The sequence below is a fragment of the Arthrobacter cupressi genome (assembly GCF_900099975.1).
GTDB lineage: Bacteria > Actinomycetota > Actinomycetes > Actinomycetales > Micrococcaceae > Arthrobacter > Arthrobacter cupressi.
In genome coordinates, this window is the sequence record NZ_FNEI01000013.1 from 16,004 (window position 1) to 41,406 (window position 25,403).

General features: G+C 67.3%; 28 protein-coding genes, 1 tRNA gene, 1 pseudogene and 1 riboswitch. Of the genes and pseudogenes, 15 read left to right on the forward strand and 15 right to left on the reverse strand.

The features are described 5' to 3' along the window. The first annotated feature begins 6 nt into the window (after nucleotides 1–6). Nucleotides 7–615: a hypothetical protein gene (locus BLP88_RS14320; protein ID WP_245679877.1), complete on the forward strand. Its 609-nt coding sequence runs from the start codon at nucleotides 7–9 to the stop codon at nucleotides 613–615. A gap of 46 nt (nucleotides 616–661) precedes the next feature. Here the strand turns inward: BLP88_RS14320 and BLP88_RS14325 are convergent, their stop codons facing one another. Next, complete coding sequence (locus BLP88_RS14325; RefSeq protein WP_074590396.1) at nucleotides 662–1,582, reverse strand: EamA family transporter; 921 nt, start codon at nucleotides 1,580–1,582, stop codon at nucleotides 662–664. A 73-nt stretch (nucleotides 1,583–1,655) separates the two neighbouring features. Between BLP88_RS14325 and BLP88_RS14330 the strand changes: the two genes are divergently transcribed. Together BLP88_RS14330 and BLP88_RS14335 are read left to right on the forward strand one after the other, a co-directional pair. Further along, nucleotides 1,656–2,579: a LysR family transcriptional regulator gene (locus BLP88_RS14330; RefSeq protein WP_074590398.1), complete on the forward strand. Its 924-nt coding sequence runs from the start codon at nucleotides 1,656–1,658 to the stop codon at nucleotides 2,577–2,579. A 76-nt stretch (nucleotides 2,580–2,655) separates the two neighbouring features. Beyond that, nucleotides 2,656–3,453 (forward strand): phosphatase PAP2 family protein, encoded by a 798-nt coding sequence (locus BLP88_RS14335; protein WP_074590255.1) that lies wholly within the window; start codon nucleotides 2,656–2,658, stop codon nucleotides 3,451–3,453. Here BLP88_RS14335 and BLP88_RS14340 read toward each other — a convergent pair. Both BLP88_RS14340 and BLP88_RS14345 read right to left on the reverse strand, forming a co-directional pair. Then, entirely contained in the window at nucleotides 3,422–3,949 is a 528-nt protein-coding gene (locus BLP88_RS14340) for a SixA phosphatase family protein (protein WP_074590257.1), read from the reverse strand. The genes BLP88_RS14335 and BLP88_RS14340 overlap by 32 nt on opposite strands. 217 nt (nucleotides 3,950–4,166) lie before the next feature. After that, complete coding sequence (locus BLP88_RS14345; protein WP_074590259.1) at nucleotides 4,167–5,036, reverse strand: winged helix-turn-helix domain-containing protein; 870 nt, start codon at nucleotides 5,034–5,036, stop codon at nucleotides 4,167–4,169. A 706-nt stretch (nucleotides 5,037–5,742) separates the two neighbouring features. Between BLP88_RS14345 and BLP88_RS14350 the strand changes: the two genes are divergently transcribed. The 4 genes from BLP88_RS14350 (at nucleotide 5,743) to BLP88_RS14365 (ending at nucleotide 10,721) form a co-directional block, all read left to right on the forward strand. After that, nucleotides 5,743–6,483 carry a response regulator transcription factor gene (locus BLP88_RS14350; protein ID WP_074590261.1) on the forward strand — a complete coding sequence of 247 codons (741 nt, stop codon included), beginning with the start codon at nucleotides 5,743–5,745 and terminating at the stop codon, nucleotides 6,481–6,483. Between the two features lie 7 nt (nucleotides 6,484–6,490). Beyond that, nucleotides 6,491–7,966, forward strand: a complete 1,476-nt coding sequence (locus BLP88_RS14355) for a sensor histidine kinase (RefSeq protein ID WP_074590263.1) — start codon at nucleotides 6,491–6,493, stop codon at nucleotides 7,964–7,966. Nucleotides 7,967–8,126: 160 nt separating this feature from the next. Further along, nucleotides 8,127–8,301: riboswitch (cyclic di-AMP (ydaO/yuaA leader) on the forward strand. 2 nt (nucleotides 8,302–8,303) lie between these two features. Next, nucleotides 8,304–8,999: an aggregation-promoting factor C-terminal-like domain-containing protein gene (locus tag BLP88_RS14360; RefSeq protein ID WP_074590264.1), complete on the forward strand. Its 696-nt coding sequence runs from the start codon at nucleotides 8,304–8,306 to the stop codon at nucleotides 8,997–8,999. Between the two features lie 288 nt (nucleotides 9,000–9,287). Further along, nucleotides 9,288–10,721: an amino acid permease gene (locus tag BLP88_RS14365; RefSeq protein ID WP_245679878.1), complete on the forward strand. Its 1,434-nt coding sequence runs from the start codon at nucleotides 9,288–9,290 to the stop codon at nucleotides 10,719–10,721. A 192-nt stretch (nucleotides 10,722–10,913) separates the two neighbouring features. On the opposite strand, the pseudogene BLP88_RS14370 reads toward BLP88_RS14365, so the two are convergent. From BLP88_RS14370 to upp, 4 genes and pseudogenes are all read right to left on the reverse strand, one after another. Continuing rightward, a pseudogene (locus BLP88_RS14370) lies at nucleotides 10,914–11,189 on the reverse strand (VOC family protein); the annotation flags it as partial. A 163-nt stretch (nucleotides 11,190–11,352) separates the two neighbouring features. Further along, nucleotides 11,353–12,054, reverse strand: coding sequence for an HAD-IA family hydrolase (locus BLP88_RS14375; RefSeq protein WP_074590267.1), 702 nt, complete (start codon nucleotides 12,052–12,054; stop codon nucleotides 11,353–11,355). A 69-nt stretch (nucleotides 12,055–12,123) separates the two neighbouring features. Beyond that, nucleotides 12,124–12,501, reverse strand: coding sequence for a VOC family protein (locus BLP88_RS14380; RefSeq protein ID WP_074590269.1), 378 nt, complete (start codon nucleotides 12,499–12,501; stop codon nucleotides 12,124–12,126). 130 nt (nucleotides 12,502–12,631) lie between these two features. Continuing rightward, on the reverse strand, nucleotides 12,632–13,267 hold the full coding sequence (gene upp / locus BLP88_RS14385; protein ID WP_074590271.1) for a uracil phosphoribosyltransferase: 636 nt from the start codon (nucleotides 13,265–13,267) through the stop codon (nucleotides 12,632–12,634). 24 nt (nucleotides 13,268–13,291) lie between these two features. Between upp and tadA the strand changes: the two genes are divergently transcribed. Further along, nucleotides 13,292–13,801, forward strand: coding sequence for a tRNA adenosine(34) deaminase TadA (tadA, locus tag BLP88_RS14390; RefSeq protein WP_074590273.1), 510 nt, complete (start codon nucleotides 13,292–13,294; stop codon nucleotides 13,799–13,801). Between the two features lie 18 nt (nucleotides 13,802–13,819). Here tadA and BLP88_RS14395 read toward each other — a convergent pair whose 3' ends face one another. Then, entirely contained in the window at nucleotides 13,820–15,004 is a 1,185-nt protein-coding gene (locus BLP88_RS14395; protein WP_074590401.1) for a TDT family transporter, read from the reverse strand. 124 nt (nucleotides 15,005–15,128) lie between these two features. Here BLP88_RS14395 and BLP88_RS14400 point away from each other — a divergent pair, with 124 nt between their 5' ends. The 3 genes from BLP88_RS14400 to BLP88_RS14410 all read left to right on the forward strand — a co-directional run bounded on the left by BLP88_RS14400 (nucleotide 15,129) and on the right by BLP88_RS14410 (nucleotide 16,826). After that, nucleotides 15,129–16,073, forward strand: coding sequence for a LysR family transcriptional regulator (locus tag BLP88_RS14400; RefSeq protein ID WP_139163405.1), 945 nt, complete (start codon nucleotides 15,129–15,131; stop codon nucleotides 16,071–16,073). 88 nt (nucleotides 16,074–16,161) lie between these two features. Beyond that, the gene (locus BLP88_RS14405; RefSeq protein ID WP_074590274.1) at nucleotides 16,162–16,548 is read left to right on the forward strand and encodes a VOC family protein; all 387 of its coding nucleotides are present in this window, start codon (nucleotides 16,162–16,164) and stop codon (nucleotides 16,546–16,548) included. Next, entirely contained in the window at nucleotides 16,545–16,826 is a 282-nt protein-coding gene (locus tag BLP88_RS14410) for an acylphosphatase (RefSeq protein ID WP_074590276.1), read from the forward strand. Before BLP88_RS14405 ends, BLP88_RS14410 begins: the two co-directional genes overlap by 4 nt. A gap of 7 nt (nucleotides 16,827–16,833) precedes the next feature. Here BLP88_RS14410 and BLP88_RS14415 read toward each other — a convergent pair whose 3' ends face one another. From BLP88_RS14415 to BLP88_RS14425, 3 genes are read right to left on the reverse strand one after another with little or no spacing between them, the layout of a single operon-like run. After that, a complete protein-coding gene (locus BLP88_RS14415; protein WP_084111250.1) occupies nucleotides 16,834–17,832 on the reverse strand; it encodes a glycosyltransferase family 4 protein in 999 nt (332 codons plus the stop codon). Continuing rightward, nucleotides 17,829–18,227: a 6-pyruvoyl trahydropterin synthase family protein gene (locus BLP88_RS14420; protein WP_074590278.1), complete on the reverse strand. Its 399-nt coding sequence runs from the start codon at nucleotides 18,225–18,227 to the stop codon at nucleotides 17,829–17,831. Before BLP88_RS14420 ends, BLP88_RS14415 begins: the two co-directional genes overlap by 4 nt. 2 nt (nucleotides 18,228–18,229) lie before the next feature. Next, nucleotides 18,230–19,252, reverse strand: coding sequence for a zinc-dependent alcohol dehydrogenase (locus tag BLP88_RS14425; RefSeq protein ID WP_245679879.1), 1,023 nt, complete (start codon nucleotides 19,250–19,252; stop codon nucleotides 18,230–18,232). Between the two features lie 143 nt (nucleotides 19,253–19,395). Between BLP88_RS14425 and BLP88_RS14430 the strand changes: the two genes are divergently transcribed. The 3 genes from BLP88_RS14430 (at nucleotide 19,396) to BLP88_RS14440 (ending at nucleotide 20,481) form a co-directional block, all read left to right on the forward strand. Next, nucleotides 19,396–19,485, forward strand: a tRNA-Ser gene (locus BLP88_RS14430). A gap of 218 nt (nucleotides 19,486–19,703) precedes the next feature. After that, nucleotides 19,704–20,003, forward strand: a complete 300-nt coding sequence (locus tag BLP88_RS14435) for a DUF4193 domain-containing protein (RefSeq protein ID WP_074590282.1) — start codon at nucleotides 19,704–19,706, stop codon at nucleotides 20,001–20,003. 58 nt (nucleotides 20,004–20,061) lie between these two features. Beyond that, nucleotides 20,062–20,481 (forward strand): hypothetical protein, encoded by a 420-nt coding sequence (locus tag BLP88_RS14440; protein ID WP_074590284.1) that lies wholly within the window; start codon nucleotides 20,062–20,064, stop codon nucleotides 20,479–20,481. Nucleotides 20,482–20,483: 2 nt separating this feature from the next. On the opposite strand, the gene BLP88_RS14445 is transcribed toward BLP88_RS14440, so the two are convergent. Next, nucleotides 20,484–21,002: a hypothetical protein gene (locus BLP88_RS14445; RefSeq protein ID WP_074590286.1), complete on the reverse strand. Its 519-nt coding sequence runs from the start codon at nucleotides 21,000–21,002 to the stop codon at nucleotides 20,484–20,486. 420 nt (nucleotides 21,003–21,422) lie between these two features. On the opposite strand from BLP88_RS14445, the gene BLP88_RS14450 reads away from it, so the two are divergent. Continuing rightward, nucleotides 21,423–22,019 carry a hypothetical protein gene (locus tag BLP88_RS14450; RefSeq protein ID WP_074590288.1) on the forward strand — a complete coding sequence of 199 codons (597 nt, stop codon included), beginning with the start codon at nucleotides 21,423–21,425 and terminating at the stop codon, nucleotides 22,017–22,019. Nucleotides 22,020–22,121: 102 nt separating this feature from the next. Here BLP88_RS14450 and BLP88_RS19040 read toward each other — a convergent pair whose 3' ends face one another. Genes BLP88_RS19040 through BLP88_RS14465 form a run of 3 tightly spaced genes read right to left on the reverse strand, consistent with a single transcriptional unit; the run spans nucleotide 22,122 to nucleotide 25,393 of the window. Then, nucleotides 22,122–22,409 (reverse strand): sunset domain-containing protein, encoded by a 288-nt coding sequence (locus BLP88_RS19040; RefSeq protein WP_217635153.1) that lies wholly within the window; start codon nucleotides 22,407–22,409, stop codon nucleotides 22,122–22,124. A gap of 23 nt (nucleotides 22,410–22,432) precedes the next feature. Further along, nucleotides 22,433–24,058 carry an amidohydrolase gene (locus BLP88_RS14460; protein WP_245679880.1) on the reverse strand — a complete coding sequence of 542 codons (1,626 nt, stop codon included), beginning with the start codon at nucleotides 24,056–24,058 and terminating at the stop codon, nucleotides 22,433–22,435. 45 nt (nucleotides 24,059–24,103) lie between these two features. Next, nucleotides 24,104–25,393 (reverse strand): MFS transporter, encoded by a 1,290-nt coding sequence (locus tag BLP88_RS14465; RefSeq protein ID WP_217635154.1) that lies wholly within the window; start codon nucleotides 25,391–25,393, stop codon nucleotides 24,104–24,106. Nucleotides 25,394–25,403 lie beyond the last annotated feature (10 nt).

Consider the following 25,403-nt stretch of genomic DNA (forward strand, 5'->3'; position numbering starts at 1 on the left):
GATTCCATGCGTCGTATGGGGAACAGTGGAAAACTCGCGGTCATTTCCGCGGTGGTGGCCGGGGCCTTGCTGGTCCTGGCGGCAGTCACGCTCGAAGAGTGGGTGCTATTCATGTTCTTCGGCGCGGTGGTCCTGGGGTACCTGGCATCCCTCACCGAGGTACTCGCCCGGCGCCGCTACCTGGTCCTGGCCGCGGCGTTCGTGGGGTCCACGCTGTTCATCGCCTTCGGGATCGCCTTCCTGCGCATGTGGGGCCTTGCCTTCACGCTGAGTGAGAACTCCCTCGGCAGCGCGGTCAGCAGCAAGGACTCCGACATCTACTTCTACCTATCGCTCGCGGCCGGCGGCGGCTCCCTGCTCATTCTCTTCGTCGGGGCCATGTGGCCGGGCCGCCGGAAGACCGTTTCGCGCCAGGCCGCCCGGAAGCCCGCTCCGCCGACAGCCCGCCGTCCGGCGCCGGCCGCCCCGGCCCGTCGCACGCAGGCGGGCACCGCCCGGCGTCCCTCCGGAAAGGTGGCACCGGCACCTGCCAAGCGTCCGACGTCGGCAGCTGCGTCCCAGCCCAAGGCGCCCGCCAAGCCGGCCCGGCAAAGCTCCCCCGCCCGGCGCCGCTGACCCAACCAACCAGCAGTTAAGGCCGTCTTGCGCCCTCAAAACGGCCTTAACTGCGAGCCAGTTGGGGGATTTTCAGGGGTGCTGCCTTCCGCCGCTGCAGCACCGCCACGGCAACGCCGGCCAGGAGGATCAGGCCGCCCGCCAGTTCCGCCGGCGTCGGGATCTCCCCGAGGAGCAGCCAGGCGGCGGTCATGCCCACCACCGGAACCAGCAGCGTGAACGGGACCACGGCCGATCCCGGGTACAGGCTGAGCAGCCGGTTCCAGATTCCATACCCGAGCAGTGAGGCGAACACGGCCGTGTAGAGGGCGCTGAGCACGGTGGCCGGCTGCAGCTGCGTGAGGGTCCCGACGACGGCGGCCGGGCCGTCCACGAGCAGGGACAGGCCGGCGAGCGGAAGGGGCACGACCGCCCCGGACCACACCACCAGTCCCAGCCCCGAAGCCGCCCTGGCCTTGCGGACGATCACGTTCCCGATTGCCCAGGACAGAGCCGCGGCCAGGACGATCATCAGCGGCACCACCGGGGCCACGAGGCTCCGGCCGACGGCCACCACCGCCAGTCCCGCCACACCGAGCACCACTCCGGCCAGCTGGCGCCTGCCCGGTCGTTCGCCGAGGAAGCGGGCGGCGAGCAGCACTGTGAGGAGCACCTGCGCCTGGAGGACGAGCGAGGCCAGCCCGGCGGGCATGCCCAGCGCCATGCCGAGGTAGAGCAGGCCGAACTGCCCGGCGCTCATGAACAGCCCGACGCCGGCAATCGCCTTCCAGCCGACGTCCGGCTTGGGGATGAAGAAGATGCAGGGGAAGACCACCAGCACGAAGCGGATCGCCACGAACAGGAGCGGCGGGACTTCGGCGGTGCCGCCGTGGCCGTTGGAGGGGTGCAGGCCGAAATCGATCGCGACGAAGTTGAGTCCCCAGAGGACGGCGACCAGGACGGCGAGGGCGGAGTGGCGAAGGTTCACGATCCCACTGTGGCATCCCTCAACCATGAAGCACCAGCGGTGAAATCTTCATGCCATCATGTACCGTTGCTTCATGATTGACATCGCAGCACTGCGGGCCCTGGTCGCGGTGGAGCAGCATGGCTCGGTGATCGCCGCCGCGGAGACCATAGGCTTCAGCCCGTCCGCGGTATCCCAGCAGATCAAGAAGCTTGAGAAGCAAAGCGGTGTGGCCGTGCTGGAACGCCATGGCCGCGGGGTGCTGCTCACGGACCGGGGCATGGCCCTGGCGGAATACGGCCGCCGCATCCTCGGCGAACTTGAGGAACTGCAGGCCACCCTGCTGGCCGACCCCGCCAAGCCCAGCGGCGTGCTGCGCCTGGTGGCGTTCTCCACCGCCTGCCGCGGACTGGTGGGCCCGATGCTGGGCAAGCTCGGCCGCGCCGCGGCGAACGACGGCGAGCCCGGCCTGGACATCCGCGTCCTGGCCGAGGATCCGCGCGAAGCGGTGCAGCGGGTGGCCTCCGGCGAAGCGGACCTCGGGGTGGTCCACAATTGGAACTCCGTGCCGCTGCTCATCCCCGGCAACATGGTCCACGAAAAGCTGTGCACGGACACGGCCGACGTCCTGCTCAACTCCGCACACCCGCTCGCCGGGCGGTCCGCCGTCGAGGCTTCGGACCTCCTGGGCCAATCCTGGATCAGCACCCCCGCCAACGCCATCTGCAACGAGGCACTGCTGGCGATCTTCGCCGGCCTCGGCCAGGTGCCCGACATCCGCATGTACGATCCCGATTTCTCCACCCACATCGCGATGGTCCGGCAGGGGGTGGCGGTGGCGCTCGTCCCCCGGCTCGGCCGGCCGGAGCTTCCGGACGGCGTGGTGGCCGTGCCCGTGGAGAATCCGCTGCAGCAGCGCGAGGTGGGCATCGTCTACCGCAAGACCATGCGCTCAAGCCCCAGCATCCGCCACGTGGTGGGGCTGCTCCGGGAAGCGGCTGCGGAACTGGACGGCTGAAACTGCTGGCCTGGACCCAGCCGGCACCCAGCCAGTTCCCCGCTTCCGCGCAGTGCGGGCTGGGAACATCAACGGCATGCAGCAAGCCGTCCGGGAACGCGCCCGGCCACGTCCCGCCTCCCCGCCCGCGCCGCGTTGCTCCCAGCGAACCCTGTTCCTCTGGGCGGCCGCACTCCTGCTGGCTGGCGACGCCCTGTTCTGGACCCTGTACGCCCAGGTGCAGACCACCTCAGGCCTTGTCCTGCTCGACGGACCCGTCCACGACGCCCTCCTGGGCATCTGCGGCCCGTTCCTGACAGCCCTGGCCGGAGCCGTATCCGCCGCGACATCGCCGCTGCTGATCTCGGTGGTCTGCGTGGGATTCTGCGTGGCCTGGTGGATCCGCGGCCGCGAACTATGGCGACCGGCCGTCCTGCTGTTCGCGATGGCCTTCACCGAGGTGGTCACCACAGCCGCGAAGGAATGGGTGGCCAGGCCGCGTCCGCCGGCCCGGGATTTCCTCCTTGGCCCGGAGGACGCCCTCTCCTTCCCGTCCGGGCATACCGCCGGGACCACGGTGGTCCTCTTCGCCCTCGCCTATTTCGTGGCGTCGCGTTCAGGCAGGCGTTCGACGGCGGTGCTCGCCCCGCCAGCCGCGGTGGCCGGCACGCTGCTGGTGGCGTTCAGCGGGGTCTATCTGGGCTATCACTGGATGAGCGATGTGGTGGCATCATTCGGGCTGGGACAGGCCGTGACCGCCATCGTGGTTTTCGCCGACGCGGTCCGCAGGGGTTCGGAGGGAGCTGACCCCGGCGGGGCTATTTCGGATCCGGCTGCTTCGCGCGGGGCTATTTCGGGCGGGGCTATTTCGGGCGGGGCACGGCGAAGTGGGTGAGCTTGGCGTCCTGTCCGTCCAGCTCGGCCCAGGGCTTCTCCAGCTCCATGACCGTCAAGGCGCTGGTGGGGTAATGGCTGGCGGCATCCATGTAGGCCTCGTGGTCGGAGTCACGGGAGGCCAGGTGCATGGCGAGGTCCTGGACACCCGGCATGTGCGCGAAGACCATGAGGGTTCCCACGGTGTCGGGCACGTGGTTGATAATCGCCAGCATGCGCACCGCGGAGGCGGCGTACAGGCCGCTCTCGAGTTTCGGCGTCGGGGCCTTTTCGCCCAATTCGTTGCATACCCAGGTGCAGGTCTGGCGGGTCCGCAGGGCCGAGGAGCACAGAATGAAGTCCGGTACGACCTTGTGCTTCAGCAACCATTTGCCCGCCAGCGGAGCTTCCCGGTGGCCCCGCTCGGCCAACGGCCGGTCGTGGTCCGGGACGCCCATGGGCCAGTCCGACTTGGCATGGCGCATGATCACCAGGCGCTTGATGTGGTGCTCACTCATGCCCCAACCTTATAGCCGTGGAGGCACATGCTCTCTTGCCCAGAACGCGCGACGGCTCCCGCCACAACGTGAGGGCGCTGCAGCGAAAGCGGTGTTTCGCGTAGTGCCGCATCGCCGACTGAGGAACGAAGGAGGTGTCTAAGGCACGGCGAAATGCCGCGAAAGCGAAAGCGCCCGCCCCCAGAAAGGAAACGGGCGCCGTCGCGCATTGCCAAGGCTAGATCGAGTATTCCGGAGCGGCCCAGACGATGACCTCGGGGTGCTCGTAGAAACGGTAGCCCTGGCCGCGGACCGTGCGGACGGTGTTGGCGAGGCGGCCGAGCTTGGAGCGGAGGCGGCGGATGTGGACGTCGATGGTGCGCTCGTTGGGCACTTCCTCGGCGTTGCGCCACAGTCCCTCGAGCAGTTCATCGCGGCCCACCGTACGGGTGCCGTTCTCGACCAGGTAGTTCAGGAGCTCGAATTCCTTGAAGGTCAGGTTCAGGGATTCGCCGTCGAGGTGCACTTCGCGGCGGGCGAGGTCGATCAGCACACCGGAGGGGCGGGCTTCCTGCTGCGGCTGCGGGCGGACGGCCTCGGAACGCTGGCGGTTGCCGACGGTAGGATCACCGAAGGTGGAACGAACGACGTCGAGCGCGGAACCCGGGGCGCTGGACGGGGCGACCGCGACGGCGGCGTAGCTCTCGGCGCCGGTCACCAGGGACTGGGCGTAGGCCCGGATTTCCTGGGCAAGCTTGGCAATGGAAGTCCCTGCGGCCGCAGCGGTATCTTCGTCAATGCCCATGTAGAGCACGAAGCCGCGGGCAACGTTATCGCCGGGGACGGGGCGGATGGAACGCTCGGCGGGTGCGAGGACCGGGGTGGGAGCAGTCAGGGGGGCCGACTCGTTGGCCGGAACCGCACGGAGCTGTCCGTAGGAGTTGGGGTTGTAGCCCTGGGGGACGTACCCGGGAGCCTGGCCGGCACCGGCGGGGCCGGGCTGGGCGTAGCCGGGGCGACCGCCCAGGCCGGGGCGCAGGCCGGCGTTGGAGGCCGCCTTGTTGGCGTTTCGGACGGAGATGTGGACGTATCCGGATGCAACTGACATGGGAGTACTTACCTCAAATGTGAATGGCCGTCATCGCGGCTTCGAATGCTTGTACGGTCCCCGCAATGAGTTGGGGAAAGGCGCCCGACGCTGGGCAAGGGACGAATGCCTGGAACTTGTTGGGGTCGGAAGTTAGGCGTGCATTCGACAACAGCTCATCGCGATGCCAGCGGGTGCGCTGGTTCCGATTGCTGCGGCTGCAGATGCTGTTGAGTTCTTGTTCACATTTGAAGTGTGCAACGTAATAAAGGGAACTTGCAAGTAACAAAGCGCCGATCCGTCCACATCCTGAGACGCTCCGGACTATTGTGTGCCAAATCACAATTTCAGAATGTCCAAATGTGACCGGTTTCGCTTCGTCACAATCCCACCCCTAGGCGCAATAATCGAATATTCTTCGAACAAGCTGCCCTATTTGGAATCCTGTGGCGCATTCTCGGCGCCTGGCTGAATCTCAAGATATGAAACATCTCTTGTCCAATCGGGATTCGGCCCCGTCCGGAAAATTTTCCCGGAAACCTCTGCTAAAAGCCCCGAAGGTGCCTTTCCGCGAGTGTCTGGAGGTGCTGCGGTGGCTGGCGGGACAGGTGTAAAAGGAGAGGCGGAAACCGCGGCTTCGCGGTGCCTGCCCTTTAGGCTTAGGACTCACAGGGCGTTCACAGGAAGCGCATAGCTGCGGCAAACGGCCAGATCGGAGGCTTGTCCCATGGCATCCCCGCACTCGAGCACCAACAACCTTCCGCACCTCACCCATCCGGACGGTTCCCCCATCCGCGCCCTCGTGGTTGACGACGAACCCAGCCTCGCCGAACTCATGAGCATGGGCCTGCGCATGGCCGGCTGGTCCGTCGAGGTGGCCGGCGACGGCCCGGCCGCGGTCAAGCTCGCCAAGGACTTCCGCCCGGATGTGCTGGTGCTCGATGTCATGATTCCAGGGTTCGACGGGGTGGAACTGTTGGGCAGGATCCGCGCCTTCGCGCCGGAGGTTCCGGCTCTCTTCCTCACCGCGAAGGACGACGTCAAGGACCGCATCACCGGGCTGGCCGCCGGCGGGGACGACTACGTCACCAAGCCCTTCAGCATGGAGGAAGTGCTGCTGCGCCTGCACCGCCTGGTCCAGCGCTCGGGCGTGGCCGCCATGGACACTGCGGAACTGGTGGTGGGCGACCTGACACTGAATGTCGATACCCGCGAAGTGACCCGGGGCGGCCAGGACATCGCGCTTACCGCCACCCAGTTCGAGCTGCTGCGCTACCTCATGGAGAACCCGAAGCGGGTCATCAGCAAAGCCCAGATCCTGGACCGCGTCTGGGACTATGACTTCGGCGGGCAGGCCAACATCGTGGAACTGTACATTTCCTACCTGCGGAAAAAGATCGACGCCGAGCACCCGCCGATGATCCACACAGTGCGCGGCGCGGGCTACGTCATCAAGCCCGCCGACTAGGACAGGCATGTCCAATCTTTCTGGAGCTACACGGCCGTCCGGCCGCCGCTGGCTGAACCCTTCCACCTGGCATCTGCGCACCCGGCTAATCCTGGTCTCGATGGCGTTGCTCGTGGCGATCTGCGGCGCCGTCGGGATCGTCAGTTACGCCTCCATGGACCTTTTCCTGACCAAGCAGTTGGACGAACAGCTGTCGCAGGCGGCGCACCGGGCCACCGAGTTCGGCAGGCCGCCGTCGGGAGGTCCCAGCGGACGGCCGGACCCGCTCGAGGCGCGCGGACAGGGTGCCGGGACGCTCAACGCCCGGATCTTCGGTTCGACGGTCAGCAGTTCCGGTTTCATCGACGCCGACGGCGTCCGGGCCGATCTCTCGGACGCCGACGAGCAAGTGCTCCTGAGCCTGCCCCGAAACGGCGCGCACGTGGACCGCAGCCTGTCCAACGGCGATTACCGACTGGTGGCGACGGAGACCCCGTATGGCGACATCATCGCCACCGGCCTTCCACTCGCTGCCAAACAGGGCACCGAGGCCTCGCTGGTGTGGACCATGGTGCTGGTGTCCCTGGGCGGCCTGGTGCTGATCGGCCTTGCCGGGACAGTGGTGATCAGGCGGACCATGCGCCCGTTGGAACAGCTGTCCGAGGTGGCCACCAAGGTTTCGCGGCTTCCGCTCGACGCCGGCGAGGTGGCCCTGGCGGTGCGCGTTCCGGAAACCGCGGCACACCCGGGTACCGAGGTGGGGAGCGTGGGGCACGCCTTGAACCTCATGCTGGACAACGTTTCCAACGCCCTCGAAGCGCGGCAGCGGAGTGAGACCAAGGTGCGCCAGTTCGTCGCCGACGCCTCGCATGAACTCCGCACTCCGCTGACCGCCATCCGCGGCTATACCGAGCTGCTGCGCATGACCGAGGACTTCAGCGAGGACGGCCGCAAGTCCCTAAGCCGGGTGCAGAGCCAGTCCGAACGGATGACGGCCCTCGTGGAGGACCTGCTGCTGCTGGCGCGCCTCGACGAAGGCAAGCCGGCGGAGTTCGGCGATGTGGACCTCACCCAGCTCGTGGTCGAAACCGTCAGCGACGAGAAGGTCATGGCCCCGGGGCACATCTGGCAGCTGGAACTCCCGGACGAACCCATCACGGTCCGCGGCGATGCTTCCCAGCTGCACCAGGTCCTGGCCAACCTGCTCTCCAACGCCCGCAAGCACACCGCCGGCGGAACCACCGTGACCACCGGGGTGATGCGCTCGGCCGACGGCACCGCCGTGATCACCGTGACCGACGACGGCGGCGGCATCCCGCCGGGCTTCCAGGACCGGATCTTTTCCCGCTTTGCCCGGGCCGACGCCGCACGCGCCGGCACCGAAGGCAGCTCCGGTCTTGGCCTGTCGATCGTTGAATCGATCGTGCAGGCGCACGGTGGTTCCGTGGAGGTCAGTTCCCGCCCCGGGCGGACCGAATTCGCGGTGCGGCTGCCGATTCCCTGAAAGAAGGCTGAAGACGCGACGGCGGAGCGCATCTCCGCAAGGAGACTCACCGCCGTCGTGATGTCCGTTACCTAAATGTGACTTAAGCGCCAGGCTCCTGTACCGTCGAAAGGGTGCGCCGGATAGTTCAGGCCACCGCCGGGCAGACGCCGAGCTCTGCCACTCCCCGGCGCCCCAACACCCAGGCAGAGACGGGGGACCCAGAGTCTCCGGACCGCTTCGCGTTCACGAACCGGTCCTTGGGGTGAAGCCGCAGACCAGAATCTTTCACTGGTGCGGCCGGATGACCTCATCCGAACCCGACAGCTAACTCCGCAGGCGTTGAGAGGTAACCACCATGTCTCCTGCCAAGGATCTGTCGCGCCTGCATGGGCGCCGTCGTGCGGAGGTTTCTGCTCCGCGCACCGTTCTGAAGAAAGCCGCTGCCCTGCGCAGCACCAGCCAGCGCCTCGCCGTCACTGCCGGCGTGTTGGCCCTCGTCCTGGGTGCCGGCGCCGCCGGACAGGCCACCAACCAGGCGTTCGACGCCAGCCGGGCCGCCAACTCGACCCCGGCCGAAGCAGGTGCCACCGCAAGCCCGAGTGCCACGGCTTCAACCCCTGCTGCCAAGCCGTCCGCCGCTGCGAAGCCTGCCGCCAAGCCCGCCCCCAAGGCAGCTGTTGCCCCACAGGCAGCGAAGGTGGCCCCGGCCAAGCCCGCCGCCCCGGCAAAGCCGGTCGCGGTAAACGACCCCGCCGGTGCCCAGGCCTACGCGGCAAGCCTGCTCTCCTCCTTCGGCTGGGGTCCGGGCGAGATGGATTCGCTGCGGATCCTGTGGACGAAGGAATCGGACTGGACCACCACGGCCACCAACGCCTCCAGCGGCGCGTACGGCATCGTGCAGTCCCTGCCGGCCGAGAAGATGGCCTCCGAAGGCGCCGACTGGCAGACCAACTACAAGACCCAGATCCGCTGGGGCCTGAAGTACATCAAGGAACGCTACGGATCGCCGTCCGCAGCGCTGTCCTTCCACTACGCCAACAACTGGTACTGAGCCGGACTTTCCCTCGTGATTGTTGGGGTGCTTCCCCGGCAGTCCGCACAGAGTCCGCAAGATTCCCAAGGACCGCAGACATCATCCGTGATGCTGCGGTCCTTGTCTTGCCTTCGGCGGTAGGCCAGAGGCCACCCAAACTGTAGGTGACGGGTGGCAACGTCTCATATGTCGACTTAATTGCGATCGTCAAATATGCTCACTGCGCAGAGAGGTCAGGCGCGAGGGCCGTTCCGAGTTCCCGGCGCTGGCTTCGAAGCTTCCGAAGCCGAACTAAAGGAGACAGCGTTGTCACACAGCTTCGATCAGATCAAGAACCGCGAGCACGGGCTCAAACGTGAACTGAGCAGTCCCCAGCTCACGATGATCGCCTTGGGTGGAGCGATCGGCACCGGGCTCTTCCTCGGAAGCAAATTTGCGATCTCCTTCGCCGGACCCAGCGTGCTGTTGAGCTACGCGATCGGCGGGCTGATCGCCGTCATGCTGATGGGCGCACTCGCAGAGATGACCGTGGCACATTCGACCACAGGCTCCTTCGGCGCTTTCGCCGAACACTACATATCCCCACTGGCGGGCTTCCTCGTGAAGTACCTCTACTGGTCCTGCATCGTGCTCGCGGTTGGAACCGAGGTGCTGGCCATTGGGGACTACATGAAACTGTGGTTCCCTGGAGTACCGCCGCTGCTCTGGGTCCTGCTGTTCTCGGGCGTCCTGATCGCCGTCAACATGTTCAACGTCAAGGCCTTCGGCGCTCTGGAATACGCCTTTTCCAGCGTCAAAGTCTTCGCCATCCTGGCTTTCATACTGCTCGCCGCCTATCTGGTGTTCGGCAGCCGCAACCCGAACTACGGCGTCCAGAACTACACAGCCGGCGGCGGCCTCTTCCCCAACGGCATCTCCGGCATGTGGTTCGCTGTCATCGTCGCGATCTTCAGCTATCTCTCCGTGGAAATGATCGCTGTTGCCGCCGGCGAGGCGAAGGACCCGGCAACCGCCGTCAAGAAAGCCTTCAAGGTGACGGTGTTCCGGCTGTTCCTTTTCTATATCCTCACCCTGGCCCTGATTCTGGCTATCGCGCCCGTAGGCCAGATCCTCGCAGGCGACAGTCCGTTCGTCACGGTCATGCAGGTCATCGGCATCCCCTTCGCGGACTCCCTGATCAATGCGGTGGTGATCATCGCCGCCCTGTCGGCCATGAACTCACAGCTGTACATCTCCACCCGCATGATGTTCAGCCTGTCACGGGCCGGGCAGGCGCCGGCGGTGTTCGGCAGGCTCAACAGAAACGGCGCCCCGCTAAACGCGTTGATCCTGTGCACCGGTGGCATCGCGGTGGCGGCTTGCGTCTATGCCCTGAACCCGGAATCCGGCTTCACGTTCATGATGGCTTTGTCGATGTTCGGCGCCATGGCCACCTGGTTCCTGATCTTCGTGACGCACCTTGCTTTCCGCAGGGTGACCAAACGCCAGGGCGAGGCACTGTCCTACCGGCTGCCCTTCTACCCTGCGGCGTCCTGGATCGGCGCGGGCCTCATGGTGGCCGTGATGGTCACGACGCTCTTCGTGGACGCCTTCCGGATGACACTTGTCTTCGGCCTTCCCTTCGCCCTAGGTATCGCGGTCCTCTACTTTGCCCTGAAACGGCGACGCCCGAGTACAGCCGAGAACGCCAACTATGCAGGCGCCGGAGAGAACGTAGCGTTGGAAGAAACGCCGATCTGAAGGTTTCCGCATTAGTCTCCGCCTCAAAAGGGGCAAGCTGTCGAAGCAGCCACAATGGCAATTCGACATGACCCCAGGCCTTGACGGCCCGTCCCTACCGGGACGGGCCGTCCTTGTGTTCCGGTGACGATCCGGCGGGCGCCGCGTGGGGTACTTCCATTCGTGGACCCCAGCCGGGCGGCGTTCTGCGCCTTAGCTCCGGTCGTGGAGCGTGATGTGATAGCCATCGGGATCGGCAAAGGTGAACGTACGACCAAATGGACCGTCGATCGGAGCCGTGACGATCGTGTGGCCGCCCGCGGCGAGGGCGTTGTGAATCGCCTGGGCGTCAGTGGCATGGAGCCAGATCGCAGCGCCGATGCCAGGCTGAGCAACGGACGCGAGCTCCATACCGGGAACGATGCCTCGGAGGGCGAACGCGATCGGCGTCGTCTCGAAAACGACGGCATGGGGAGGGCCCGCATCTGAGGGATCACAGCTGTAACTTGTTGCCGGGCTTGACACCCTTTGCAATAGGCGCAGTGCGTGCGTACCAGGAGCGAGGACTCGTTCGGATGCGGCCCAGCAGGTTTCCCGAGGGATGGAGTCCGCCTTCGAGGGGCAGCCGGGCCAGCGTATACGAGCCGGGGTCCTAAGTGAGTTGGATCCGCAGGCTGCCGTCGGCGTCGAGGGTGACGGTGACTGCCGAGTAGTCCTTGATGCGCGGCAGTCCCTCCGCGGCCTGGCCGCCGCCGTCGCCCACCACCACGGTGCGCATCCCGGCGGCCCGCGCCGCGGCGATCCCGGCCCCGGCGTCTTCGAAGACCACAACGTCTGCCGGGTCGGCGCCGAGCAGGGCGGCCGCCGTCAGGTAACCCTCCGGGTGCGGCTTGCCGCGCGTGACGGACTCGGCGGTGACCGCCGTCGCCGGCATCTCCAGGCCGGCCGCCCGCATGCGGATCTCCGCGAGCATCCGGTCCGCCGAGGTGACCAGCGCGACGGCGTCCGCCGGCAGGGCGCGCAGGAACGCCTCCGCCCCGGGCAGCGCCACGACGCCTTCGGTCCTGGTGCGCTCCATCTGGCCGAGCTCTGCGGTGAGGGCCTCGACGTCGGCCCCTTCCGGGGCGAAACGGCGCACAGTATCCCTGGCCTGCACTCCGTGCGCGGTCCGCAGGATTTCCGCGTAGTCCAGGCCGTAGCGGCCTGCAAACTCGCCCCATACCTTTTCAACGACCGCCGTCGAATCCACCAGGGTGCCGTCCATGTCGAACAAGACAGCGCGGACGGAGAACGTCATCGCGTTAGCGGCGGTGTTGGTTTTTTGGCTTGTCTCGGCGGAGGCGGGCAGGCTCATGGGTCCATCCTGCCCGCCGGAATGCCGTCCGCCCAAGCGGAAGCCGTATGTGTCAGTGGTTCGCCGGGGTCAGCCGTTCGGCCGCTGCGGGATGTACTGCACCGCCCACTTGTTGCCGTCCGGGTCGGCGAAGTACACGAAATGTCCCCAGGGCTGGATGTCGATCTCGCTGACATCGACACCGTTGTTCTTGAGCTGGTCGTGGGCGGCCTGGATGTCGCTGACCACGATCTGCAGGCTCGGGGCCGATCCGGCGGGGGCTTCGCTGAGGCCCTCGCCGATCGCGATGGAACAAGCAGAGCCCGGCGGAGTCAACTGGACGAACCGGAGGCCGTCCATGGGTCGTTCGTCGAAATCGGCGTTGAAGCCGACTTTGTTGACGTAGAAATCCTTGGCGCGGTCCACATCGGACACAGGGACAAATACAAGTTCCAGTTTCCAGTCCATGCGCCACAGGCTAGTGGGGCCCCCGGAAAAACGATAGGGGGCTTCGGCGCGGCAATTCCCGGGTTAACGGAAGAATCCCTGCCCCGTTCGGCGGTGAATGTTCCGCAGGGCAGGGATTTTTCGGGCTTCGCTAGCCGGCCACGCCGTAGAGGCGGTCGCCGGCGTCGCCGAGGCCGGGAACGATGTAGGCCTTGTCGTTGAGCTTCTCGTCGATGGAAGCCAGTACCACCTTGACGTTCGCTTCGGAGAGCTCTTCCTCCAGCTTGGCCAGGCCCTCCGGGGCGGCGAGCAGGCAGATGCAGGTGACGTCCGAGGCCCCGCGCTTGAAGAGGAACTTGATGGCCTCGCGCAGGGTGCCGCCGGTGGCGAGCATGGGGTCGAGCACGAAGATCTGCCGGCCGGTGAGGTCCTCGGGCAGGCGCTCGGCGTAGGTGATGATGTCCAGGGTTTCCTCGTCGCGGGCCATGCCCAGGAAGCCGACCTCCGCGGTGGGCACCAGCTTGGTCATGCCTTCGAGCATGCCCAGGCCCGCGCGCAGGATCGGAACCACCAGCGGGGTGGGCTTGGTGAATGCGGTGCCTGTGGTCCTGGTGACCGGCGTTTCAATGTCCACGGGCTCCGTGCGGACCTCGCGGGTGGCCTCGTAGGCCAGCAGGGTGACGAGTTCTTCGGTGAGCTGGCGGAAGACCGGTGAAGGGGTGTTCTTGTCCCGCAGAACGGTGAGCTTGTGGGCAACGAGCGGGTGGTCCACGACGAGTGTGCGCATGGGTCCAAAACTATCATTGAAGCCATGAGCATCCCCGAGCCGTATCACGCCGAACACGCGGCCTGGATGGGCCTTGCCCTGGACGAGGCGCGGCGCGCGCTGGACACCGAAGACGTGCCGATCGGCGCCGTCGTTCTGGGGCCCGACGGCGGCGTGCTGGGTGCCGGGCGCAACGAACGCGAGGCGCACGGGGACCCCACCGCGCACGCCGAGATCGTGGCGATCCGCGAGGCGGCCGCCGCCCTGCAGCGCCATGCCCTGGAACTGGGCGAGGGCGGGGACGGCTGGCGCCTGGAGGACTGCACCTTGGTGGTCACCCTGGAGCCGTGCGCCATGTGCGCCGGGGCAATCGTGCTGGCCCGGATTCCCCGCGTGGTGTTCGGGGCCTGGGACGAAAAGGCCGGGGCTGCCGGCTCCGTGTTCGACATCCTCCGCGAGCGCCGGCTCAACCACTGGGTGGAGGTCTACCCGGGAGTCCGGGAAGCCGAGTGCGCGGCGCTGCTGCGGGACTTCTTCGCGGCGCACCGGACATAGCGGCGTGGGCGCAGCTGCTTAGGCGTCCGCAGTCGAGGCGGCGGCCGCCGGTACAGCCCCGGTGCCCTCGAACAGGGTCCCCTCGAGCACGCTCCCCCGGAACGTCCGCACCGCCACTACCAGCCAGGCACCCACCAGCAGGACATACGCGACGGCGGCCATCGCCTTGAACGCGCCCAGTCCGGTGTGCGCGGCGAGCCCGCTGAGGCCGGTGACGCAGGTGCCCACGGGGAAGGTGAACGACCACCAGGCGAGGCTGAAGGGCAGGCCGCTGCGGGCGGTGCGCAGGGTGATCGCGGCAGCCAGGGCAGCCCAGAGGAGCGCGAAGCCCAGCACCGGGACGCCGTACAGCACGCCGAAGGCCTCGAGGGCATGAAGCAGCGTTCCGGACACCGCGAAGCGGGCGTTGGCGCCCAGCAGGTTGGCCGCCGTGATGGACTGGCCCAGCGGACCGAGCACGATCCAGAGAGTCGGCACCGCGGCCGCGGCGAGGTTCTTGTGCACCGCCAGGCGCTGCCATACCAGCGGAATGATGAGCAGCGAGGCCAGCAGGCTGAGGCCGAACATGGCGTAGCAGGCCATGAGCATGCCGGTCCGTGTGTCGCCTGCAGGCAGGTAGGGCAACAGCAGTGCACCCGTGGAGGCCGAAACCATGGGCGGCACCACTGGCATCAGCCAGCCCCCGAAGGCATCCGCTGCAGTGACCTGGTGGCGCGTGAACTGCAGGTATGGCACGGCGAAGGCACTCGCCAGGCCAAGGAGGGTCCCGAGCGCCCAGAGCACGGCGTCGATCCCCAGGGCCAGGCGCTCCCCCAGCACGTCCTTGCCCAACAGCAGGGTGCCGGCGCCGACCGTCAGCAGCGCCATGGGCGGGGCGCCGTAGAAGTGCGCCATCACCGGGTGGCGGTGGTGGGAGCGGGCCGTGTCCCGGTGCCGGATCCAGTGCACCAGCGTGGACGCGGCCAGCAGGATCAGTAGGAGCGAAGCCGCGGCCCAGAACAGCGTGGCCACGGCGTGCAGGGCCGGAAACTGCGTCGGCAGGGTGGCGCCCGCGGTGGCGATGACGCCGGTGCCCATGATGGTGGCGAACCAGTTCGGGCCGAGGTTCGCGAACAGCTCGGACGGCCGTTCCAGGCCGCGCAACACCCGACGGCGGCCTAAGACCTTAGGTGGACGCGCCTCGCCGAGCATCAGAATTCCCATGCCATCCATGCTTCCGTGCCCGCATGCATCCAAGTAGGGGGCATACACTTGTCAGGGTACAAGCCGGACTTGTACCCCCAACCCGCCCGCCGACGCGCGAACCAGTGCGATACCAGGAGAACCCGTGCTCAGCTCCCGCATCCCCGACCTGTCCGCGCTGGAGATGCTCGCCGCGGTGGACGAGCTCGGCAGCCTGTCCGCCGCCGGAAAGAGGCTCGGCCTCTCCCAACAGGCGGTGTCCTCGCGGATGCGCTCGCTGGAGTCCCGGATCGGCGCCGCGCTGCTGACACGCACGCCCCGCGGCTCCTCCCTCACCGAGGCCGGCGAACTCGTGGCCGGCTGGGCCGCCGATGTCCTCGCCGCGGCCGAACGCCTCGACGCCGGCATCGCCTCACTCCGCTCCGACGCAGTCCGCCAACTGCACGTCGCCGCGAGCCAGACCATCGCCGAGCACCTGCTCCCGCACTGGCTGGTGGCCCTGCGCCGGCAGCAGGAGTCCCTGGGCCTCATCCCCACGGTGGTGGAACTGGCCGTCTCCAACAGCGAAACGGCCGCCGTGCGGGTCCGCTCCGGCGACGCCGACATCGCCTTCATCGAAAGCCCGCAACTGCCCGCCGGGCTGAGCACCGCCGTCGTGCAGGAAGACGACCTGGTCCTGGTGGTCTCCCCCGGACACCCCTGGGCCCGGCGGAAGGCGCCGGTCACCGCGGCCGAACTGGCCGGCGTCGGGCTGGTCACCCGCGAGCACGGCAGCGGCACGCGGGACGCGCTCGAACACCTGCTGGCGGCGGCCGGCATCGGGGAGCAGGCGGCTCCCCTCGTGGAGCTGCCGACGACGGCGGCCGTCCGTTCCGCCGTCGCCGCCGGGACCGCTCCTGCCGTGCTCAGCGCGCTTGCCGTCCGTGACGATGTCACCCTGCGCCGGCTCGTGGCCGTGCCCGTGCGAGGGCTGGATATGCGGCGCAGCCTCAGCGCGGCGTGGCTCTCCGGGAACACCCCGCCGGCCGGAGCGGCGCGGGACCTCGCCGCGATCGCCGCCCGGCCGATGCCGCAGGTGCCGCTCGGCTAGGCCGGCCAGCACCCCGGCGGCACCCCTTGCTTTTGCCGCGACGGGGCAGTCAGATGGACCTGTCCGGATGGATCCAAGGAGGTCCCCCATGGCCGTCGAGTTCAACCACACCATCGTCTATGCCCGGGACAAGCACCTCTCGGCGGAATTCCTCGCCCGGATCCTGGGCCTGCCGGCGCCCACGGCCATGTGGTCCTTCATGACGGTTTCACTGGAGCACGGCGTGGCCTTCGACTTCGCCACAGCCGGTGGTGAGATCGCCCCGCAGCACTACGCCTTCCTGGTCTCCGAGGACGACTTCAACGGCATCCTCGCCCGGATCGCGGCAGAGGAAATCCCATACTGGGCCGACCCCGGCCGGACCCGGCCGCAGCAGATTAACCACAACGACGGCGGCCGGGGCGTGTACTTCAAGGACCCGGACGGGCACTTCCTCGAAGCGATCACCCGGCCGTACGGTTCGGGGGCGGCATGACGGAGGAGCAGGTCCGGCTCACGGCGACCGTCACGGGACGCGTGCAGGGCGTCGGTTTCCGCTTCCGGACCATGGCCGAGGCCCGCCGCCTTGGACTGACCGGCGAGGCCGTGAACCGCTGGGACGGCTCGGTGTTCGTGGTGGCCGAGGGCACCCCCGAGGACGCCGAGGCGCTGCTCGCCTGGCTGCGCTCGGACAAGGCCCCGGGCCGGGTGGACCGCGTGCAGGCGTCGCTGGGACGGGCCACCGGGGAATTCTCCGGCTTCGAAGTGGAGTAGCGCACCCCTAGGACCGGATCGCGGCGAGGACACTCTGGGCGGTGCTCTTCCAGTCCGGGAGGGTTTTCCTTTGGGCAAGCGCGGCAGCGCGCCACCGGGCGGCCAGCTGTGTGTCCCCGAGCCAGGCGGCGAGCGTTTCCGCCAGGGCCGCCGGGCCGCCGTCGAGGTCCACCGCCGCTCCGGCACCGCCCGCCCCAAGCGCTTCCTCGGCTCCCGTGCCTCGCCGCACAATAACCGGGACCCCGCGGGCGAGCGATTCCGGCACGGCCATGCCGAAGCTTTCCTGCGCCGAGACCAGCACGCTCAGGTCCGCGGCGTGCCATTGTTCCTCGAGCGCGGCGCCGCGGAGTTCGCCGGTCAGGCTGACTCGGTCCGCCAGTCCGGAGGTCCCGACGGCGGCCCGCACTTCCGCGGCGTAGTCAGGGTCCGCGTCCGGCGAACCGATGAGTGCCGCCGTCCACGGGAAGCTGCCCAGCCGGGCCAGTGCGTCAACGAGCAGCAGCTGGCTCTTGTTCGGCAGCAGGGCCGCCACACAGACGATATGCGGCGGCTGCGATCCGGCGGCCGGCTCCGCGGGCAGGGTGCCGGGCAGCGCCACGTGGATCCGCTCCAGCCCGTACAGTTCCTTGAGCTTCGCCGCGGCAAAGGCGCTGGTGCAGATCACCCCTCTGGCGGCGGCCAGGGACCGCGCTTCAAGCGCGGCGTGGTCGGTGAAGGCCATATGGGAGAGAATCCAGACGGGCGTCCCGGCCTCCACCGCCGCGGCGATCTCTGCCGGAGCACCGGCAGAGATGAGCCCGTCGACGATCGCCGGCTCCGGGCCGCGGAGGGCCAATCCGAGGGACTCCCGGTCCTCGGGCCGCCCGGGCGGCCACGCGCCGTCGAGCATCACCACCTCGGTGGGGACGCCCAAGGCGTCGAGTTGCTCCACCAGCCGGGCGTTGTAGAGGTTTCCGCCGGAGCGGTGCTCGATGTTGCCGGGCACGATAAAGCGGATGGCGCTCATACCTGACTGGGCCCCGGGAGCTCGAGCGAGTAGCCGGCCCAGGCATCGGGGTTTTCTCGGAGGACGACGTCGAGCCCGGCTATTGCGGCGGCGTCGGGCAGTTTCTCCGCGAGCCGTTCGGCGATGTACCGGGCGAGGACCTCGGTGGTGGTCAGCTGGCCGGCGAACTCGGGGAGCTCGTCCAGGTTCTTGTAGTTCAGCTGGTCCAGGACCTGTTGGAGCAGTTCTCCTGCCGCGCCGATGTCGATCACGACGGCGTCCTGGTTCAGTTCCACGCGACGGAAGCTGACCTCGGCCACGAAGGTGGCCCCGTGCAGGCCCTGGGCCGGGCCGAAGGATTCCCGCGGGAGGCTGTGGGCGATCATGAAATGGCGGCGGACGGTGAGGCTGAACATACTTATCCTTCCGGGTAGCGGACCACGTGGCAGGAGTTCCCGCCGCTGTCTTTGGAGAGCGCTTCCATGGTGCGCGGCAGTTCGGTGAAGCTCGTGTCCGGGCTGAGGAAGAGGTCGAAGGCGGGGTCCTCCAGGAGCTGCACCGCGAGGTCGAGGCGTTCGGCGGTGCTGCGCCGGTGGCGGCGGGCGCGGGCCACCACGCCCACTTGGCTGGCCGTGATCGAGAGGCGCCGGGCGTGGAAGTGCTCGCCGAGCGGGACGCTCACCGGTGAATCTCCGAACCAGGAGAGTTCAATGACGCGGGCTTCGTCGCCGGCCAGTTGCAGGCTGCGCCGCAGGCCTTCGGAGGTGGCCGAGCAGTGGAAGACGATGTCGCAGTCATTTTGGGCAGCGCCCGGCTGCGCGAAGCCGATCTTCAGCGCCTTGGCCGTTTTCTCCTTGGCCGGGTCCACATCCACCAGTTCCAGGCGCTGCAGCGGGAACTTCCGCAGGAGCGTTGCCAGGGTGCCGCCCAAGAGCCCTCCCCCGACGACGGCGACCCGGTCTCCCAGCCGCGGCCCGGCTTCCCAGAGCGCGTTGAGCGCCGTCTCCACCATGCCGGTGAGGACCGCGCGGCGGGGCGGGACGCCGTCGGGAATTTGCGTGAGGTCAGCGAGCGGCACCACGTAGCGGTCCTGGTGCGGGTGGAGGCAGAAGACCTTTTTGCCCTGCCAGTCCGCAGGTCCTTCCTCCACGACGCCGACCGAGAGGTACCCGTATTTCACCGGCGAGGGGAAGTCGCCTTCCTGGTGCGGGGCACGCATGGTTCCGGCGACGCTTTCCGGGACGTGGCCCCCGTGGACCAGGAGTTCCGTGCCCTTGCTGATGCCCGAGTAGAGGGTTCGCACGAGGGCCTCGTTGGCCTTGGGCTCCGGCAACTCCTCTTCGCGGAGCTCGCCCTTGCCCCGGCCCACGGTCCAATAGGCGGTGGCATGGTTGTGGTCTGCCGCTTCGTTGCGGTTCTTGGGAGCTGTCATCCTGCTCATGAATCTAGCCGTGGGCGGAGGGCATGGGAAGGACCGCCTTCGGCGGTGCGCGGGTTCTTCCGCGGCCGTCCTCCCTCCTTCGGCGTCCGTACACAGGGGCCGTTTTGGGGAACTGCCGCCACCTCCGGTACCCTAGACCAGTTGGTGACGTGTCCGAGCGGCCGAAGGTGCAACACTCGAAATGTTGTTTGGTGTAACAGCCAACGTGGGTTCAAATCCCACCGTCACCGCCACATGAAAAGGCCCCGGTTCCCTTTGTTTACAAGGGAACCGGGGCCTTTTGCTTTGTCCGGATCACGGGTTTGGGTGCCGCCAAGCCCGTCCGCAGGGAACGGTCGTCGCCCGTGGCCCGTCCGGCAAAAGCAGGGCCGACCCTTTAGGGAATTCCTTGGGCACCCTGTACGTTGTTCCTTCCTGGATTCACCCTTGAGAAAAAGTGAGGCTTTGAGAGTTGGCAGCTGATTACGACGAACTTCGCTCCGACGTGAAGGAGTCGCAGGAACAGTCCCTGCAAGCACTGCAAACAGCCGGCGCACCGACCGCCAAGAGCGTCGTGCTGGAGCTGGACGAAACAGACGGACTCGACGCCGGCGGCCCCGGCGGTGAGATCGTTGCAGAGGAACTCATCGTTCAGGTCATTCCTCAGGGCAACGACGAATTCGTGTGCAACTCCTGCTTCCTGGTGCGCCACCGTTCCCAGATCGCCAGGGAAAAGGACGGCCTCTCCTACTGCGTGGAGTGCGAAGGCTGACTGCGGCCCCAAAAGAAGCGGACCAAGGATTCCGGGAGCTGAACGAAGGAGACCCACCGTGCTGAACGCACTCACCGCGCAGGTAAGGGCCGCCCATCTGCTGGTCCGACCGGAGGAAGAATGGGACGCACTCACCGATGACCTGTGGCGTGCCTACGACAGCAAGGACAGCGACCTGGTCGAACAGCTGTCCGAACCGTATCTGGCGAGCTGGCGGGTGGTAACCCGCAACCTTCTTGCCGAACCGCTGGCGGCGGCCGGCATCCGCGTCGCCCGCCCGGCCCATCCGTGGGCGATCGCCACACTGGAGCGGGCCGGCGTCGTCCGCGAACCACTGCTGTGCTCCCTCGACCAGGACATGTCCGACCCCTGGGAGGCGGCCGCCGCCGGCGGCGGTCTGCAACTGCAACACTTCAACGACATCATGGCCGGCTACGAGAGCTGCCTGAAGGAACTCCTAAGCACTTCGGCGGCATAGCGCTAGGGTGAGCGCTGCCCGGGCTTGGGGGTCTTGAACGACGGGACGGACGGGTCACCGTAGTTGACGCCAATCGATCGTCCCCTGGCGAAATGGGCATTGGCAATCTCACTGATTTCACGGCTGCTTTTTCCCGGGAAAGCCAGCAGGATCCACTCGTAGTCCCAATCCTGCATCGCCCGCACGCGACTTGCGTGCTTGAGAGCGCGCATGTGCGCCGCAAGTTCGTCACCGGCCAGGGGGATCGGTTCGGGTGTCCGAGCTGGCTTGGGCTTCCGAACCGGCTTGGGCTCGGGCGCCTGGACCGGGGCCGGTGGCCGCGGGGTGGCCAGAGGTCTCGGGGTTTTCGCGGATTTGACCAGTGCCACGATCATCGCGACCACAACGCCCGCGACCACGAGAACCCACCAGTACTGGACGAGAAGCCAAATCAGGCCGAAGAAAAGGAAGATGCCGAAAGGGCCACACCCGGCGGCACCGCCTGCGGTCGCACGAATGGATTTACGACGCTTGCTAGCCATGCTTGAGGATCCCACCGGGCGCAGACATTTTGTAGGGTCAGGCCGGGGTTCCCGCGGGCCGGGATTCGCAGCCGCTGACCGGGCCGCGGGACCACTTTTTTCAGGGCTTCCGCATGCCTAACACTCTGGTGTGAAGGACCCCCTGGGAGTACTTTTTTCAAGCAAGGGAAAATCGGCGTCTGACGGTCTCCAGACACACTTTGTGATGTGGAGGAGTACCGGTGAACGGCACGGGAGCGGCCTTGCTGCCAGCTCCGGAAGCGCAACATCCCGACATGCCGCAGGCTGCCCCTGCACACCCTTCAACGGATTTCCCTCAGCCGGACCTACCGGTCACTCGACCGCCCGGCACACCTCTCGGAGCAAAACAAAGCCACAGCCGTGGCTCACGCCCGCGAGCCACCAAATGAGGAGGAACGCATGAAGCACAAGCCAGTTTTCGCTGCCGGGGCAGCCGTCTCGGCAATCGGCCTCGCCGTCGGCTCGGCCGCTCCTGCATCGGCACAACCTATAGTGCATGAGCATTTTTCCGAGTCGAGAACGGTCATCGAGCAGGAGGTGTTCCCGGAGTTCTGTGCCGGGATCGTTGACTTCCCAGTGCTTCACAGTTGGGACGCCCGGGGGAATTTCCTGCTGGTCCAGCGCGGTGACGGCCTCCCGTACGCATTGGCTACCTTCCAGCGGGCAGACGACTACACCAACACTCTCAACGGCAAAACCTTCCACCAAACAATGGTCGCCACCGAGAAGGATCAACGCATCATCGACAACGGAGACGGTACGTTCACCATCATCTTTTCCGCGTCCGGCGTCCAGAAGTCCTACGGTCCGGACGGCACACGCCTGTTTATGGACTCGGGGATATTCAAAGGCGAGGTCCTAATTGATAACGGTGGAACGCCCTCGGACCCTAACGACGACCAGTTCCTCGAGTTTGTGCGCGTAATTACCGATACCGGCCGTTCGGACACAGAGAACCGTGATTTCTGCACAGACCTTGCCGATTTCATTGGCTGAGCTGAGCCAAGTGAGTGCCTACTTGTGGTAACCCAATCCTTGGACCGCCGCTGTTGTCAGCGGCGGCCGCCGGCGGATCTGGTAGATCTTTGACCCTTCGCCTCAGACCTTGGCTTTCCGGTAGCCCGCCTGTTGTGCCGCACGCTCGGTGGCGAAGCAGACTTCCGGAGTTGTCCGGGTGTAATACCGCTGGCCCGGGAGGTGGTAGATCCCGCTCGGTGCGTTGCCCTTGATCGGCGCCCACGCCGGGCAGTTCCACGTGCTCGCGGGCCGGGCCGACGTCGGCTTCGGCGCCGGCGCCACCACCCGGACGGTCACTTGGCCGGAACTGCTGCCCTTGAGGGCACCGGCGGCGGGCATGCGCACCGACCACTTGCCGGTGACCGCCACGCCGCCCAATAACCGAAGAGAAACTACGCCCGGAACTTCACCTCTCCCCCCACCACGGTGAGCGCCACCGAGGACGTGAGCAGTGAGTCCACGCCGGCCACGAACGGATCGGTGTCCAGCACCACGAAGTCCGCCAGCATTCCCGCAGCCAGGCGGCCGAGTTCGTGCTCGCGGCGGCAGGAGAAGGCGGCGTCGCGGGTGGCGTGGCCCAGCGCGGCGGCCAGTTCCAAAGAGTACTTGGGCAGGTTCGCGGGAAGCTCCGGGTCCAGCGCGGACTTCCTGGTGGTGGCAATGTACATGTTGGGCAGCGGCGGGTGCGGTGCGGTGGGCGCGTCCGAGCCGAGCGCCAGCACGGCACCGGCGTCGGTGAATTCGGTCCACGGGTAGGCACGCTCGATCCGGTCATCGCCCAGCATGGCCCGCCAGTTTTCCTGGACGGCCGGGTCGGCGTGCACAGGCTGCATTGACGCGACAATTCCCAGCCGGGCGAGCCGCGCGATGCTCTCCGGCGTCACGGTCTCCATGTGCTCGATCCGGTGCCGGCGGTCCCGCGGTCCGTTCACCGAGTTGGCGTGCTCAAATGCGTCCAGCGCCACCTCGGAGGCGAGGTCGCCGATGGCGTGGATGGCAATCTGCAGCCCCTCGGCGTCGGCCGCAGCCACCACCGGGTTCAGGTACTCGGGCGCCCAGATGAGGTCGGCGTTGCTGCCGTCCGAATACGGTTCCTTCATGGCGGCCGTGCAGCCGTCGATCACGCCGTCGGCGATGATCTTGATGCCCACCACCCGCAGCCACGGCGTGTTGACCTCGCGGCTCAGTTCGGCGGCCCGGGCCACCTGCGCCAGGTTTTCCTCATGGTTTTCCGACGGCGCCACCAGCCAGTGCGCGTTGATGCGCAGCGGCAGCGTCCCGCCGTCGGTTTCCAGGGCCCGGCGCATCGCGGCCAGTTCGTCCTCGCCCAGGGCCATGTCGATGCCGCTGGTGACGCCGGTGGAAAGGTAGTGCTCGAAGGCAGTGGCCAGTTGGGCGTCCCGTTCCTGGTCCGAAGTCAGCGAAGCCAGGGTTGGCCAGGCGTACTGGTGCATGGCGGTTTCGTGCAGCAGCCCCGTGGCCTCCCCCGTTTCGGGGTCGCGTTCGATGATGCCGCCCAGCGGGTTGGGGGTGTCCTTGTCGATGCCCATTTCGGCCAGCGCAGCCTTGTTCACCCACACCGAGTGCAGGTCGTTCGCGTCCAGGTACACCGGGCGGTCCGGCACGACGGCGTCAATCATCTCCGTGGTCGGGGTACCGCCGGGGATGGCAGAGAACAGCCAGCCGCTCCCGAGGAGGCGCGGCGCGGCGGGATCCGCGGCCACCGCGTTCTTGAGCCGGAGCTGGATCTCCTCAAGGTTGCCGGCGTCGCGCAGGGCCACCTTCTGCATGGTTTCGCCCATCATCACCATGTGGGTGTGGGCGTCCACGAAACCGGGCATCACGAACGCGCCGCCGAGGTCCGTCTCGGAAAAAGCGTCACCCCCAAGCACCTCACGCGCGTCCGCCTCGCTGCCCACATGGGCCAGCCGCTCGCCGTCGACGATCAGCGCTTCAGCCAAAGCGGGACCGTCTGCGGTGAAGATCCGGGCATTGCGGTAAAGGGTACGGGTGGTCACAGGAATTCCTTTGTTTTCGGTGGACACGTTCTCGGTTGGTTGGGGCTAGACGATCGCTGCCTGGTTGAACTGGCCGTCGGAGTTGAACTGGTCGGGGGCGCCGACGGCGGCGCCCTCCTTCTCCACCCGGGCCGCCACCCGGGAAATCACCAGGAACGGAACCAGCAGCAGGAAGCTGAAAGCGCAGAGAATCACGGTCAGCGGGAGGTACCCGAAAGTCTCGGCGATGGCAGTTCCAAACAGGGGCGAGAAGGCCGAGCCGATCAGGTACGTGCCACTGAGGGCCGCCGACCAGAAACCGCGCACGTCAAGCGCCACGGCAACGGACACCACGTACATGAACGCCAGCGCGTAGACGGTGTTCCAGGCGATGATCACCAGCATGTAGGTCCCGGGATCGTGGACCAGGCCCGCGGCGAGCTTCAGTCCGCCGCCCAGCAGCAGGAGCACCAGGAGCGGGACGGTGCGGCCGAGGCGGTCGCCAAGGTAGCTGGCGATGGCGCCGAAGACCAGACCGCCGGCGGTGGAGATGCTGAGCATGAGGCCGATTTCCTGCTCGCCGATTCCGGCCTGCTCGGCGCCCATGGAGCCGGCCACCGCCCAAAGCGAATCCTCGCCCAGCGCCCACAGGCCGAAGCAGGCCAGCAGGCTGAAGCCGGCAATCGTCACCACGAGCGGCGCCTTGGGTGCGGGAGCAGCGGCAGGTGACTGCCCGACGACGGACGCTCCAGTACCGCCCGAAAATCCAGTACCGCCGGACGCAGCGGCGGCCGGCATCCAGCCGGAGGTCAGGGCGAAGGCGAGCGCCAGGAGCGCCAGGATGCCGAAGGCGCTCAGCATTCCGGTGCCGAACAGGGGGATGAGCGCGAGGACGACCGTGACGATCGCACGGTTGGCCAGGCCGCTGATGCCGGACATCCGGTTCGGGTTGTGCAGGGCGGCGAGCGCGGCGCCGCTGGCGGAAATGGCACCGCCGCCGCCCAGTCCGCCCAGGATGATGCCGGCAATCGCTACGGGAGTGAGCGGCACGAGGGCTGCCGCGCCGAAACCGGCGGCGGCGAGCAGGAGGCCGCCGCGGGCCACCAGGTAGCGGCCGGAGCGGGCCGACCAGCGCGAGGTCACCAGGCAGCCCACGGCCGTGCTCAGCAGGCAGGCGGTCATCACCGTTCCAGCGGCAGTGGGCGTGAGCCCGTGCCCGTCCATGAGGGCGATGATCATGAAGGGCACCAGGTTGGCGGCCATGAAACCGATGACGCCGATGCCGAAGGTCGAGAGGCCGCGGCGCCACGTGAGGGGAACGCGGCCGCTGGCGTCCAGGGTTGGGGAAGGGCTCAAGGAAATCTCC